The organism is Vibrio parahaemolyticus (assembly GCF_900460535.1).
In the GTDB taxonomy this organism is placed as follows: Bacteria; Pseudomonadota; Gammaproteobacteria; order Enterobacterales; family Vibrionaceae; genus Vibrio; species Vibrio parahaemolyticus.
This window is the reverse complement of the sequence record NZ_UHIL01000001.1, coordinates 2,899,061-2,912,171: the sequence shown is the minus strand read 5'-3', so window position 1 is coordinate 2,912,171 and position 13,111 is coordinate 2,899,061. Positions and strand designations below refer to the sequence as shown.

The 13,111-nt window shown below is 46.4% G+C and carries 12 protein-coding genes; 11 read left to right on the top strand and 1 reads right to left on the bottom strand.

Going from position 1 to position 13,111, the window contains the following annotated elements:
• The first annotated feature begins 6 nt into the window (after nucleotides 1-6).
• The 10 genes from DYB02_RS14825 to acpS all read left to right on the top strand — a co-directional run bounded on the left by DYB02_RS14825 (nucleotide 7) and on the right by acpS (nucleotide 8,614).
• Nucleotides 7-633: a sigma-E factor negative regulatory protein gene (locus DYB02_RS14825; RefSeq protein WP_005481241.1), complete on the top strand. Its 627-nt coding sequence runs from the start codon at nucleotides 7-9 to the stop codon at nucleotides 631-633.
• A complete protein-coding gene (gene rseB / locus DYB02_RS14820) occupies nucleotides 630-1,592 on the top strand; it encodes a sigma-E factor regulatory protein RseB (RefSeq protein ID WP_005490311.1) in 963 nt (320 codons plus the stop codon). The genes DYB02_RS14825 and rseB overlap by 4 nt, the downstream gene beginning before the upstream one ends.
• Entirely contained in the window at nucleotides 1,592-2,062 is a 471-nt protein-coding gene (locus DYB02_RS14815) for a SoxR reducing system RseC family protein (protein ID WP_005493915.1), read from the top strand. Before rseB ends, DYB02_RS14815 begins: the two co-directional genes overlap by 1 nt.
• 127 nt (nucleotides 2,063-2,189) lie before the next feature.
• On the top strand, nucleotides 2,190-3,983 hold the full coding sequence (gene lepA / locus DYB02_RS14810) for a translation elongation factor 4 (protein WP_020835382.1): 1,794 nt from the start codon (nucleotides 2,190-2,192) through the stop codon (nucleotides 3,981-3,983).
• A 103-nt stretch (nucleotides 3,984-4,086) separates the two neighbouring features.
• Nucleotides 4,087-4,986, top strand: a complete 900-nt coding sequence (gene lepB, locus DYB02_RS14805; protein WP_029804537.1) for a signal peptidase I — start codon at nucleotides 4,087-4,089, stop codon at nucleotides 4,984-4,986.
• Between the two features lie 20 nt (nucleotides 4,987-5,006).
• Nucleotides 5,007-5,684 (top strand): ribonuclease III, encoded by a 678-nt coding sequence (rnc, locus tag DYB02_RS14800; RefSeq protein WP_005460683.1) that lies wholly within the window; start codon nucleotides 5,007-5,009, stop codon nucleotides 5,682-5,684.
• Nucleotides 5,677-6,639 (top strand): GTPase Era, encoded by a 963-nt coding sequence (gene era / locus DYB02_RS14795; protein ID WP_005460684.1) that lies wholly within the window; start codon nucleotides 5,677-5,679, stop codon nucleotides 6,637-6,639. Before rnc ends, era begins: the two co-directional genes overlap by 8 nt.
• Nucleotides 6,640-6,760: 121 nt before the next feature.
• Nucleotides 6,761-7,492, top strand: coding sequence for a DNA repair protein RecO (recO, locus tag DYB02_RS14790; protein WP_005482573.1), 732 nt, complete (start codon nucleotides 6,761-6,763; stop codon nucleotides 7,490-7,492).
• Nucleotides 7,489-8,220 (top strand): pyridoxine 5'-phosphate synthase, encoded by a 732-nt coding sequence (gene pdxJ, locus DYB02_RS14785; protein ID WP_005484124.1) that lies wholly within the window; start codon nucleotides 7,489-7,491, stop codon nucleotides 8,218-8,220. The genes recO and pdxJ overlap by 4 nt, the downstream gene beginning before the upstream one ends.
• Nucleotides 8,221-8,233: 13 nt before the next feature.
• Nucleotides 8,234-8,614 carry a holo-ACP synthase gene (gene acpS, locus DYB02_RS14780; protein ID WP_021450032.1) on the top strand — a complete coding sequence of 127 codons (381 nt, stop codon included), beginning with the start codon at nucleotides 8,234-8,236 and terminating at the stop codon, nucleotides 8,612-8,614.
• A gap of 69 nt (nucleotides 8,615-8,683) precedes the next feature.
• On the opposite strand, the gene barA is transcribed toward acpS, so the two are convergent.
• A complete protein-coding gene (gene barA, locus DYB02_RS14775) occupies nucleotides 8,684-11,482 on the bottom strand; it encodes a two-component sensor histidine kinase BarA (RefSeq protein ID WP_029805412.1) in 2,799 nt (932 codons plus the stop codon).
• 193 nt (nucleotides 11,483-11,675) lie between these two features.
• On the opposite strand from barA, the gene rlmD reads away from it, so the two are divergent.
• Nucleotides 11,676-12,995 carry a 23S rRNA (uracil(1939)-C(5))-methyltransferase RlmD gene (gene rlmD, locus DYB02_RS14765; protein ID WP_025638521.1) on the top strand — a complete coding sequence of 440 codons (1,320 nt, stop codon included), beginning with the start codon at nucleotides 11,676-11,678 and terminating at the stop codon, nucleotides 12,993-12,995.
• Nucleotides 12,996-13,111 lie beyond the last annotated feature (116 nt).

Genomic DNA, 13,111 nt, shown 5'->3' with positions numbered 1-13,111 from the left:
AAAACAATGGCTGACAAAGAACAACTTTCAGCTCTCATGGATGGAGAATTGGTCGATAAGGCTTTAATTCAAGAGTTAGAGCAAGACCAAGAGAGCCGTGAAGCTTGGCAGAACTATCACCTAATTGGTGATGTTATGCGAGGCGAGGCGCCAGCAAAACCTGAGTGGAATATTGCTGAAAGCGTAGCGTTAGCGTTAGAAGATGAACCTGTGCATCGAGCGATCGATTCGCGCAGTGCCAATGTCATTTCAATCGCTGATGCGCCTAAAGAGTCGCAACCAGAACCGCAAAAAGCCAAACGTCAGTTGCCAGCGTGGTTAACTCAGTTTGGGCAAGTCGCTGTTGCTGCATGTGTGTCGCTAGTCGTTATCTTAGGTGTGCAGCAATACGGTGGTAGCGATCCAATGTCGCCACAAGCTGAACAGTTACCAGTTTTGCAAACCGTTCCGTTTGCAGGCAGTGCTGAACCTGTGAGCTTAACTCGTGAGTCCGTAGAGCGCTCAGTGGGTGAGGCAAATATGCAGGAGCAACGTAAACGCGTTCATGCTATGCTGCGTGACTACGAATTGCAGTTAAGAATTAACAGTGACGCATCTCAGCAAGATGCGCATCTGACTCCGGATAGTGAATGAAAAAATTTCTGATCAGCGCTTGCGCTCTGTTCAGTATGATGTCTTCGCAAGCCTTTGCTGGTGATAAGCCGGCGGAGGCTTTATTGCATCAAATGAGCGAGGCGAGTAAGAATTTAAGTTACGAACTTTCTTACATCCTTATCAAAAAGAACAGCATTGAGCCTTTGCTGTATCGTCACGCGACACACGGCGAAGATCAGTACGCTCATCTTGTTTATTTAAGTGGACCTGTACGTGAGGTGATTCGTCGCGGAACAGAAGTGAGTTATATCGAAACTGGCGTGGAACCGTTCACTATCGAATCAGGCAAAATGGTTGCACCAACGATACCGATGCTCAACACCAATATCGACGAGCTAAACCTGTATTACGACTACGTTCAAGTAGGGCGTGCGCGTGAAGCCGGTGTTCCAACTCAGGTATTGCGTATTGTGCCGAAAGACGGACTACGTTATTCCTATGTCCTTTGGATTGACGAAAAGAGCAAATTGCCACTTCGCGCCGATCTTGTCGATCGTGATGGCGAGATGCTAGAGCAATACCGCACGATCTCTTACACAGTAAACCCTAAAATTGCAGAGTTGATGAGCGGCCTTGAAGACGTTCAACTTCCTGCTGTGCTTACAATGCCGAAAGGTGAAATTGGCACGAGCAATTGGACTGTGGGCTGGACTCCAGACGGTTTTCATCCAAACGATCTCAACCGCTACCGTATGGCATCAACAGACCAAATGGTAGAAAGTCAGTTGTATTCTGATGGCTTGTTCAACTTCTCTGTTTACGTAGCAAACAAAGATGAGCATTCATTAAAAGGACAACTGGTTCGTCAAGGCCGTAGAACCTTACACAGTTTTGTGAATGGTGATTATGAAATCTCTGTGGTCGGAGATATTCCGCCAGCTACGGCGCAGCGCATTGCTCAATCTGTCACATTTAATGTAACAAAGAGTAAGCAATAATGATGACTGCGTTAGCTACCGTGACCGGAGTAGAGCGTCACGGTAAGCAGTACGAGATAGATTTAAGCTGCGAGCAGCAAACGAGTTGCAGCAGCTGCTCCTCGCAAAAAAGTTGTGGCACAGGTGTTGTCACTAAAGCGATAGGTAATAAGAGCCTGTCGTGGCATCTGCGCACAGAAAAAAACGTGCAAGTCGGTCAAGTCGTGGAAATCGGCTTTCCTGAATCCAGCCTTATCAAGTCAGCCATGGCGGTGTATCTACTGCCTTTATTTGGTTTGATTCTTGGTGCTATGGTTGGTCATTTCTTACTGACTCCTCTGACCGCTGGTGGAGAAGGCATTGTTATTCTCGCATCCATGCTATTTGCAGGCGGTGGTATGTGGTTCGCAAAACGCCTATCAAAACCGCTTGAAGATGAGTCAAAACGCCAAGTCACCCTCATTCGAGTTCTCGGTGAACCTATCCAATAAGCTCTACACTTTAAATTAGGTGCGCCCGTTAACGAAATTCGGTAGAATCTGCCAACTTGATTGAAATGCCGTCAAATGATGGCTTTCTTACTGTCCCAATTTGTAAAGAGTTAGTCACCCTAAATCTATGAAGCACATTCGTAACTTTTCGATTATCGCCCACATCGACCATGGTAAGTCGACCCTATCAGACCGTCTAATCCAAGTTTGTGGAGGATTAAGCGATCGTGAAATGGCCGCACAGGTTCTGGATTCTATGGATCTTGAACGTGAGCGTGGTATCACCATTAAATCTCAGAGTGTGACGCTAAACTACACCGCTAAAGACGGTGAAACTTATCAGCTGAACTTCATCGATACTCCGGGACACGTAGACTTTGCATACGAAGTATCACGTTCTCTAGCGGCTTGTGAAGGCGCGCTATTGGTTGTTGATGCTGGTCAGGGTGTAGAAGCGCAAACACTTGCTAACTGTTACACCGCGATCGAAATGGATCTGGAAGTAGTGCCAATCCTAAACAAGATCGACTTGCCAGCCGCTGATCCTGAACGTGTAGCTGAAGAAATTGAAGAAATCGTTGGTATTGATGCGATGGACGCAACACGCTGTTCTGCGAAGACAGGTCTGGGTGTTGAGGACGTTCTAGAAAACATCGTATCAGCAATTCCAGCACCAGAAGGTGATCCTGATGCGCCACTACAAGCGCTGATCATCGACTCATGGTTTGATAACTATCTTGGCGTAGTATCTTTGGTACGAATCAAAAACGGTTCACTGAAGAAGAACGACAAAATCAAAGTAATGAGCACAGGCCAAGCTTGGGGTGTAGACCGTTTGGGTATCTTTACACCTAAGCAAGTGGATACTGATGTTCTAAATACTGGCGAAGTAGGTTGGGTTGTTTGTGGTATCAAAGACATCCTAGGCGCACCAGTAGGTGATACGCTAACGTTAGCGAAAAACGGCAGCGACAAGCCACTCCCTGGCTTTAAGAAAGTGAAACCTCAGGTATACGCGGGTCTGTTCCCTGTATCATCTGACGATTACGAAAACTTCCGTGACGCACTGGGTAAATTGAGCCTAAACGATGCATCGCTATTCTACGAACCAGAAAACTCAGCAGCGCTTGGTTTTGGTTTCCGTTGTGGTTTCCTTGGCATGCTGCACATGGAAATTATCCAAGAGCGTCTAGAGCGTGAATACGATCTCGACCTGATTACCACAGCGCCAACGGTAGTTTACGAAGTTGAGAAAACGGATGGTGAGCTACTGTACGTTGATAGCCCAGCGAAGCTACCTGCTATTAACGACATCGAAGAGATTCGTGAGCCGATTGCACGTTGTAATATCTTGGTACCAGCAGATTACCTAGGTAACGTGATCACACTGTGTGTGGAGAAGCGTGGTCTCCAAGTTGATATGGTTTACCACGGTAACCAAGTGGCAGTAACTTACGATATTCCAATGGCAGAAGTAGTACTCGATTTCTTCGACCGTCTGAAGTCTACGTCACGTGGTTACGCATCTCTGGATTACAACTTCCAACGCTTTGAAGCGTCAAACATGGTACGCGTCGACGTACTATTGAACGGCGACAAAGTGGATGCACTTGCGCTTATCACGCACAAAGATCAGTCTCAGACTCGTGGTCGTCAGCTGGTTGAGAAGATGAAAGAATTTATCCCTCGTCAGATGTTCGATATCGCGATTCAAGCGGCTATTGGTAACCACATCATTGCGCGTTCTACCGTTAAGCAGCTACGTAAAAACGTAATCGCAAAATGTTACGGTGGTGACGTGAGTCGTAAGAAGAAACTTCTGAAGAAACAGAAAGAAGGTAAGAAACGTATGAAGCAGATCGGTAACGTTGAACTGCCTCAAGAAGCGTTCCTAGCAATTCTTCACGTCGGCAAAGATTAGAGTTGAACTTTGTCCCGCTATTGTTGGTCATAAGACGTTAGAACTTAAATAAGTGAAAGGGTTTAGGCTCTTTCACTTTCGTATTTTTAGATAAGGGAATTTAATGGCGAATACATTCTCACTGATGCTGGTTATCGTCACCTTGGTAACGGGTGTAGTTTGGCTACTGGAAAAGCTGGTGTTTGCAAAAAAACGTCAAGCGAAAGTAGCGGAGATTCAAGCGCAAACTACAAATGGTTTGGATGCGGTCACTCTACAGAAAGTGGATCGCCAGCCATGGTGGATTGAAAACAGTGTGTCTATTTTCCCTGTTATCGCTTTCGTCTTAGTATTACGTTCTTTTATCTATGAACCGTTTCAAATCCCGTCAGGCTCAATGATGCCCACCTTGCTGGTTGGTGATTTCATTTTAGTTGAGAAGTACGCGTACGGTCTAAAAGACCCAGTATGGCGTACTCAGCTAGTGGAAACTGGTAAGCCTGAACGTGGTGATATTGTTGTCTTTAAATACCCACCTCAACCAAGCGTTGATTACATCAAACGTGTCGTTGGTTTGCCGGGTGACATTGTTCGTTATTCTGGTGATAAGCAGTTGTGCATTCAAAGCCAAGGCGAATCCAGCTGTAAGCCAGTTAAGCTGAGTAATGTAGAAGAGAGTCAATTCAAATCAAACGGTATCCCAATGATCCAACTGGATGAGAAATTGGGTAACGTTGAGCACAATATTTTGGTTAACCCACTTGTACGTAACCGTGTGGAGCAATACTTCCCACGTAGCGGTACAACTGAATGGGTGGTACCTCAAGGTCAGTACTTTGTGATGGGTGATAACCGTGACAACAGTGCAGACAGCCGTTACTGGGGCTTTGTTCCTGAAGCTAACCTTGTCGGCAAAGCTGTTGCCATTTGGATCAGCTTTGAGTTTGATCGTGGCGCAGATAGCGTTCTACCTTCATGGATCCCAACTGGTGTGCGTTTCAACCGCATCGGTGGTATTCACTAACTATTTAATATCGAGAGAGTATGAATTCTCCAATTGATAAACTAGAGAGAAAGCTCGGCTACCAATTTAAGGATGCTGGGCTTATCAACTTGGCGCTGACTCACCGCAGCGCCAACAGCAAGCACAATGAACGTCTTGAGTTTCTGGGCGATTCAATTTTAAGTTTTGTCATCGCTGATGATCTGTACCATCGTTTTCCGAAAGTGAACGAGGGTGACATGAGCCGTATGCGCGCTACTCTGGTACGTGGACACACATTGGCGGAACTGGGTCGTGAATTCGATCTAGGAGATTATTTAAAATTAGGTCCAGGTGAATTGAAGAGTGGCGGTTTCCGCCGAGACTCTATTCTAGCCGATGCGGTAGAAGCCATTATTGGTGCGATTTACCTAGATAGTGATATTGAGAAAGTACGCAGTATTGTTCTGAGTTGGTACAACTCGCGTCTTGAAGCCATCAAACCTGGCGTATCACAAAAAGACCCAAAAACTCGCCTACAAGAGTTCCTGCAAGGCAGAAGAAAACCGCTGCCTGTCTACACAGTGACTAATATTAAAGGTGAAGCGCACAACCAAGAGTTTACGGTTGAGTGCGAAGTAGCAGGTGTGGATAAGCCTGTAATCGGTAAAGGCACCAGCCGCCGCAAGGCAGAACAGGCGGCAGCAGAAACAGCACTAGAGCAATTAACTAATGGCTGATAACGAATTCGACATCGATGCGTTTTTCGCATCACATGGTGAGGTGAGCTCACCGGAAAACCAGCATTGTGGTTTCATTGCCATTGTTGGTCGTCCTAACGTGGGTAAATCGACGCTTCTGAATAAAATTCTAGGTCAGAAGATTTCGATCACGTCACGTAAGCCACAAACGACGCGTCACCGCATCATGGGCGTCGACACAGATGGCGATTACCAAGCGATTTACGTTGATACACCAGGACTTCACATTGAAGAAAAACGTGCAATCAACCGTTTGATGAACCGCGCAGCAAACTCATCGTTGAGTGACGTGAACCTAGTTTTCTTCTTAGTCGATGGTACCCATTGGACGAAAGACGACGAGATGGTGTTGACCAAGCTTCAGAAATCGAACTTCCCTGTTGTACTTTGTGTTAACAAAGTCGATAACGTGCAAGATCGTAATGAAGTGATGCTACACATGGCTGAAATGTCTAAAAAAATGGACTTTGTCGATGTAGTGCCAATCTCTGCGAAGCAAGGTAAGAACATTGATGTATTGCGCAAGCACGTACGTAATCACCTGCCGAAAGCGACGCATCACTTCCCTGAAGAATACGTAACGGATCGCTCTCAGCGTTTCATGGCTTCAGAAATCGTACGTGAAAAGCTAATGCGCTTTACTGGTGATGAACTGCCATATTCTGTAACGGTTGAGATTGAGCGTTTCGACTACAACCCAGAAACCGACGGTTTCCATATCAATGCTTTGATTCTTGTTGAACGTAATGGTCAGAAGAAAATGGTGATTGGTAAAGGCGGCGAGAAGATCAAAACCATTGGTCGTGAAGCACGTCTAGATATGGAAGAGTTGTTCGGCCGTAAAGTTTATCTAGAGACTTGGGTGAAAGTGAAGTCTGGTTGGGCAGATGACGAACGTGCACTACGCTCACTGGGTTACATCGACGATCTATAATTTGAGGCGAGAACACTTCGTTTCAATATTAAGTAGAATCCAATATCGATTAAAATAAGGAGCCGCATGGCTCCTTATTTTTTACTATTCTGGCATTAGATTTTTAGGCACATAGATTTAGATGAGCAACTTATCCGCAGAAGGTTTTCAACGCTGCTTTGTCCTGCACCGACGCCCTTACAGTGAATCGAGCTTAATCCTTGATGTATTTAGCGAGGAGTATGGTCGTATCACGCTAATGGCCAAGGGCGCGCGTAGTAAACGCTCCAATCTAAAAGGCGCACTGCAACCTTTTACGCCTCTATTGCTTAAATGGTCTGGTAAAGGGTCGATGAAAACGTTGCGCCAAGCAGAGCCTATCAGCCTAGGTTTACCTTTGTTTGGGATCAACCTGTACTCAGCCATGTACGTCAACGAGCTCGTTGGGCGAGTGCTAATGGCAGAAGTCCCAATGCCTGCACTGTTTCATGATTACCTGCATGCCTTAACCGAGCTCGCTCAGTGTGAAAACCCAGAACCCGCATTACGCCGTTTTGAGTTGGCTTTGCTCTCTTCAATGGGGTATGGCGTCGACTTTTTGCACTGTGCTGGCACGGGTGAGCCGGTCGATCCTGAGATGACGTACCGCTACCGAGAACAAAAGGGATTTATCGCATCGGTAAGGCGGGACAATCTAACATTTCTGGGCAATGAGCTGATTGCAATCAGTGAGCGGCGGTTTGTCACTAAAGAGCAGCTAAAAGCGGCAAAACGCTTTACACGTATAGCCTTAAAGCCGTATCTTGGCGGCAAACCTTTAAAAAGTCGTGAATTGTTTATTCAGACACCCAGAGCACGGAGTAATGGAAAATGAGCTCAATTTATTTAGGCGTTAATATCGACCATATTGCCACTCTACGTAATGCGCGTGGTACAAAATACCCAGATCCTGTACACGCTGCGGAAATCGCAGAGCGTGCTGGGGCGGACGGCATTACCATCCACCTGCGTGAAGACCGTCGCCATATTTTGGATCGTGATGTGCGTATTCTACGTGAGACGATTCAAACACGTATGAATCTAGAAATGGCGGTCACTGAGGAAATGGTTGAGATCGCACTAAAAACTAAGCCAGAGTTTGTTTGTCTCGTACCAGAAAAGCGTGAAGAGCTCACTACTGAAGGCGGCTTAGATGTGGTTGGCCAACTTGAGAAAGTAAAAGCGGCAACGCAAAAGCTAACGGAAGCGGGCATTAAAGTTTCTCTGTTTATTGATGCGGATCGTCAGCAAATTGAAGCGGCGAAGCAGTGTGGTGCACCATTTATCGAGCTTCATACTGGTCATTACGCTGATGCAGAAACAGAAGAAGAGCAACAAGCAGAGTTGAAGAAGATTGCTGCGGGTGCAAGCTACGCTGATGACCTTGGTATTATTGTGAATGCTGGCCACGGTCTGACTTACCACAACGTGGCACCAATTGCTGCGCTACCAGAAATTTACGAGTTGAACATTGGTCACTCTATCATTGGACGTGCAGTGTTTGATGGCCTAGAAAAGTCTGTGGCAGAGATGAAAGCACTGATGATCGCGGCACGCAAATAACTAGGTTCTACGAATGGCTATTTTAGGTTTAGGAACCGACATTGCTGAAATCGAGCGTATAGATAAAGCGCTAGGCCGCAGTGGTGAACCTTTTGCTCGACGTATTCTCTCTGAGGATGAAATGGCAAAGTTTTCGCAACTCAAGCAGCAAGGGCGTTATCTTGCTAAGCGTTTTGCCGCTAAAGAGGCAGCATCGAAAGCGCTAGGTACGGGGATTGCTCAAGGCGTGACTTTCCATGATTTTACCGTCTCGAATGATGAGTTGGGTAAGCCAGTTTTAATGCTGTCTGGCGTGGCTCAAAAAATGGCGCAGACGATGGGCGTTAATCACGTTCACTTATCTATTTCTGATGAACGTCACTACGCGGTTGCGACCGTGATTCTTGAATCCTAACCCTTTAAGCTGAATAACAAAAGCCAGAGCAAATGCTCTGGCTTTTTTGTATGAAGTTTAGTCAGAATGCTACTGCTCTAGATAAAGTTTTGCGGTGGTGGTGACCTTAATCATTTCATCTTGCAATTCAAACATTTCAGGCTCAATTTCCTCAATGCTGGATCCTGAACGAAGTGCGTGTTCAAGCGTAGCACAGAGAGATTTTAGTCTTGGTACGCCACAATAAGAGCTACTGCCATGCAGTTTGTGGATCACATGAATTAACTCTTCACGCGAATAATCGTCTTGCTCAAGTGCGTGGTCGACAACTTCTTCTACTTCTGGAATGAAATCGATCAACATACGCAGCATATCTTTGGCTAAGTCTTCCTTATTCGCGCTCTGTTTCAATGCGGCTTGCCAGTCAATAATCACATCCGGTTGTGTATTTTCAGCTGTGGCAGGAGCTTCACTTGCTGGTTCATCGACGTAGGACGGCGCAACTTTCCCTATGCTTTCTGTACAGGTATTCGGATTCCAGTGGACCAACACTTGTTGCAGTACATGCTCTTCAATTGGTTTGGTGAGGTAATCATCCATACCTGCTGCGAGTAGGCGGTCGCGCTCCCCGGCCATGGCGTGCGCGGTAACGGCGATCACTGGTGTGTCTTTGTTTAACTCAAGCTCTTTGATGTTCTGACAAGCGGTCACGCCATCCATTAATGGCATTTGGATGTCCATAAAAATCAGGTCGTATTTCTTCTCGGTAGCGAGATTTACGGCTTGCTGGCCATTGCTACAAGCCGTTACGGTTTCAACCCTTTCTTTCAGTAGTGCTGAAATCAGTTTTAGGTTTGCAGGGTTATCATCCACCGCGAGCACCGTCAGTGGCAGTCGTTCGCTTTCTTCTGTTTCAACAGGAGCGGCAATAGCTTGAGGTGCTTCAACATGTTCATTGATCAAACTTTGCAGCAGCTTACGGCGAGATAGCGGTTTGGTTAAGCACTGGATTTGATGCTCGGTCATGATTTGGTCGGCAAGCGCTAATTCGGTGCTCGGTGTACCCATGATGACACTTGGCGCCATGCGCTTCGCTTGCTCAATCCAAGCAGCGACTGATTGCTCGTCATAAGTTTGGTTAGCTGCCAAGTTCAGCAATACGTAATCGTAGTGCTCTTCGTTCTCTGGTAAGGAAGAACGATAGGTCACGAGAATACCTTCTTGACTCAAGATCTGCTGAGTCACCGATGCCGCTTGCATGTTTGGTTCTACCAACAGCAACTGTTTGCCTGTTAGTAGCTCGACTTCAATCAGATCGCTCATTGGCATTTCTGTCGAGTTGAGGCGAAGCGTAAACCAGAATGTCGAACCTTGGTGAAGACGACTGGTCAAACTGATTTCGCCGCCCATCTGACTAACCAGTTTCTGGGTGATAACCAAGCCCAGACCCGTACCACCATATCGACGAGAGATGCTGGCATCCGCTTGGCTGAATGCTTGGAATAACTGCGCTTGTTGACGCTCTGAAATACCGATACCGGTGTCTCGCACCATAAATTGCAGCTCAACCGAGTCACCTGCTTGTGAACGCATTTCGACGCTAACATCGATGTTTCCGCGCTCAGTAAACTTAATGGAGTTCCCCACCAAGTTAGTCAAAATTTGTTGGATACGTAGCGGGTCTCCGACTAGACCTGGCGGGATCTTCGGATCCACTTTCAAGGTGATCTCCAGACCTTTCTCATGCGCGCTGGTGGCTTGTAGGTTGATTACTTCTTCTAAGCTTTCGCGGAAATCAAACGGAATGTTTTCCAACGCCAGCTTACCGGCTTCCAATTTCGAGAAATCGAGAATGTCATTGATGATGTTTAATAGGTTGTTTGCGGACTTCTCAATGGTTTGCAAGTAGTCGGTTTGGCTATTAGAAAGCTGCGTTTTGAGCATTTGACGAGTAAAGCCAATCACGCCATTCAATGGCGTACGTAATTCGTGCGACATATTGGCCAAAAATTCTGACTTCACACGTGCGGCTTCTTGTGCGCGCTTCTTCGCAATATCGAGTTCAACGTTTTGAATTTCTAACTGTTCCAAGGTTTCGCGTAGGTCTGACGTGGCTTGGTCTATACTGTGCTGCATCTCGACGTGGTATTCCGATAGCGAAACCGCCATGGCGTTGATACCGTTTTTCAGTTGGTCTAACTCGCCGTGCATTTTGCCTTCGATACGCACATCTAAGTGACCACGACGAATACGATCAACGACGTTTTTCATGTGCGTGATTGGTTGGGTAACATCATGCATTAAGCGGGAAGCAAACACGCTCGCAAGCCCAAGACCAAGGATCAAAACAAGGAAAGCGGAGAAGACTTCTTGGTATTGCTGTAAGCGCAGAGAAGAAAGATCCATTTCTACCGCGATGTAGCCAATGGCTTTCGTGCCTTGGTTTTCGTTAGACAGTTCTGATAAATAGTGTCCTTCCGACAAGATCGGCACACGCAGGATCAGGGAGTTTTCATAGATTTCCGAATTTCCCAGCTTCGGGATCGGCTTATCTTTTGGGAACATCAGCGCTTCAAAATTAGGATGGAAGTTTGACGTGACGAACAGTTCATGGTGTTCATCAAATACGGCAATACTGCGAACGAGTTTGGAATTTTTACGGTGCGCGTAGCTAATCAGGCGACGTACGGCTTCACGGCTTTCAGCAAGTAGGTGAGATTCACTGGCGATCGCAAGAGGTTCAATGATGCTATTGCCCGTAGTGATTACTTGTTTCTCTAGGTCCTGATAGCGATTAAAGGAGAAAAAGCCGCTCAGTAATAAACCAATAATGAGAGTGGGAGCGAGAGTCAGCGTAATTACACGTGCTCGTAAGCCATATCTGGTCATGTTATCTAATTACATCGGAGTCTGGATATGGGAAAATAACGCATTATTTCTCAAGAGTAGTCATACTACCTTGAGCAAAGAAGTGACGTCACCGGATAAACGGTAAGCATAATCAAGTCACTCGAATCACACAACGGCTGCAATCAAGAATAGTGAAGCAGCAGAGCAATTAGACACTAATCAGGCACAGAGCATGGCACGTATCTTTCAACCTAAAAAGAAAACGCAATTAAACACTCGTCACCAAGCGGTACAAGTAGAGCGTTTGGATCACCACGGCGCAGGTATTGCTTACCTTAAAAAGAAACCGTTGTTCATTGACGGCGCATTACCAGGTGAAGAAGTGGTGACGCAATTGGTGGAAGAGAAGAGCAAATTTGCTCGCGGCAAGCTGATTAAAATCCTAAAGCCAAGCGACGCGCGCGTTGAGCCATTTTGTCCGCATTATCATGAATGTGGCGGTTGTGATTTGCAGCACCTCAATTATGACCAACAATTGACGCACAAACAGCAGACGCTGCGTCAGTTAATGCGAAAATTTGCTGGCAGTGACATTGAGTTGGATGCGCCAGTATTGGGCGAGTCTTTAGGTTACCGACGTCGTGCTCGCGTGAGTTTGTTTGTCGATAAGAAAACGCGTCAGTTGCACTTCGGCTTCCGCAAAAAGCAAAGCAAGCAAATTGCACAAGTGACGGATTGTCCGGTATTGGCTCCTGAGTTGAATGCGCTATTGCCTGAGATTTATTCGGTGCTAACAGCGTTCAAAAAGCCAGAGCAATTGGGGCATGTAGAACTGGTGTTGGGTGACAACGGGCCTTGTATCACGCTGCGACACTTAAGCAATTTGGCCGATGAAGAAGTCAGTGCATTAGTTGAATTAGCGACACGCCATCAAGCCTCGCTGTATCTGATGCCAGAAACTGACCAACTTAACTTAGTTGCGGGTGAGGTGCCTTTCTATCAAGAAGCGGGCGTAAAAATCCCTTTTGCACCGAACAACTTTATTCAGGTCAACCAAGCGGTTAACCAGAAAATGGTGGAACAGGCGATTCAGTGGTTAGACCCTCAAAGTGACGAACGAGTGTTAGATTTGTTTTGTGGATTAGGCAACTTCAGCTTGCCGATCGCAAAGCGTGCTAAACATGTCGTTGGCGTAGAAGGTGTGGCTGAGATGGTTGAAAAAGCCTCAAATAATGCATCTTTGAACCAAATCAATAACGCGCAATTTTATCACGCTAACCTTGAGCAGGATTTTGACGGCCAAGCTTGGGCTGCGGAAAAGTTTGACAAAGTATTGCTGGACCCTGCACGAGCAGGAGCGAGTGGGATCATCGATCAAGTTTCTGCGCTTGGCGCTCAGCGTGTAGTTTATGTTTCTTGTAATCCTGCTACCCTTGCAAGGGACAGTCAGAGCTTGCTAGAGCAAGGCTATCAACTAACCAAATTAGGTATGCTGGACATGTTCCCTCATACCAGCCATCTAGAATCGATGGCACTGTTTGAAAAGTCTTAACTTTTAAGACTTTGGCCGCTTACTTGTGGTGGGCGGTCATAAAGCCAACACTCAACGTGGAGGCAAAGAACTAACCTGGACGGTGTTAGTCAAACCACACAAATATAATAATTAGG

Coding starts and splice junctions, on each gene's coding strand:
- DYB02_RS14825 (WP_005481241.1), top strand. CDS start 7: ATGGCTGACAAAGAACAACTTTCAGCTCTCATGGATGGAGAATTGGTC.
- rseB (WP_005490311.1), top strand. CDS start 630: ATGAAAAAATTTCTGATCAGCGCTTGCGCTCTGTTCAGTATGATGTCT.
- DYB02_RS14815 (WP_005493915.1), top strand. CDS start 1,592: ATGATGACTGCGTTAGCTACCGTGACCGGAGTAGAGCGTCACGGTAAG.
- lepA (WP_020835382.1), top strand. CDS start 2,190: ATGAAGCACATTCGTAACTTTTCGATTATCGCCCACATCGACCATGGT.
- lepB (WP_029804537.1), top strand. CDS start 4,087: ATGGCGAATACATTCTCACTGATGCTGGTTATCGTCACCTTGGTAACG.
- rnc (WP_005460683.1), top strand. CDS start 5,007: ATGAATTCTCCAATTGATAAACTAGAGAGAAAGCTCGGCTACCAATTT.
- era (WP_005460684.1), top strand. CDS start 5,677: ATGGCTGATAACGAATTCGACATCGATGCGTTTTTCGCATCACATGGT.
- recO (WP_005482573.1), top strand. CDS start 6,761: ATGAGCAACTTATCCGCAGAAGGTTTTCAACGCTGCTTTGTCCTGCAC.
- pdxJ (WP_005484124.1), top strand. CDS start 7,489: ATGAGCTCAATTTATTTAGGCGTTAATATCGACCATATTGCCACTCTA.
- acpS (WP_021450032.1), top strand. CDS start 8,234: ATGGCTATTTTAGGTTTAGGAACCGACATTGCTGAAATCGAGCGTATA.
- barA (WP_029805412.1), bottom strand. CDS start 11,482: ATGACCAGATATGGCTTACGAGCACGTGTAATTACGCTGACTCTCGCT.
- rlmD (WP_025638521.1), top strand. CDS start 11,676: ATGGCACGTATCTTTCAACCTAAAAAGAAAACGCAATTAAACACTCGT.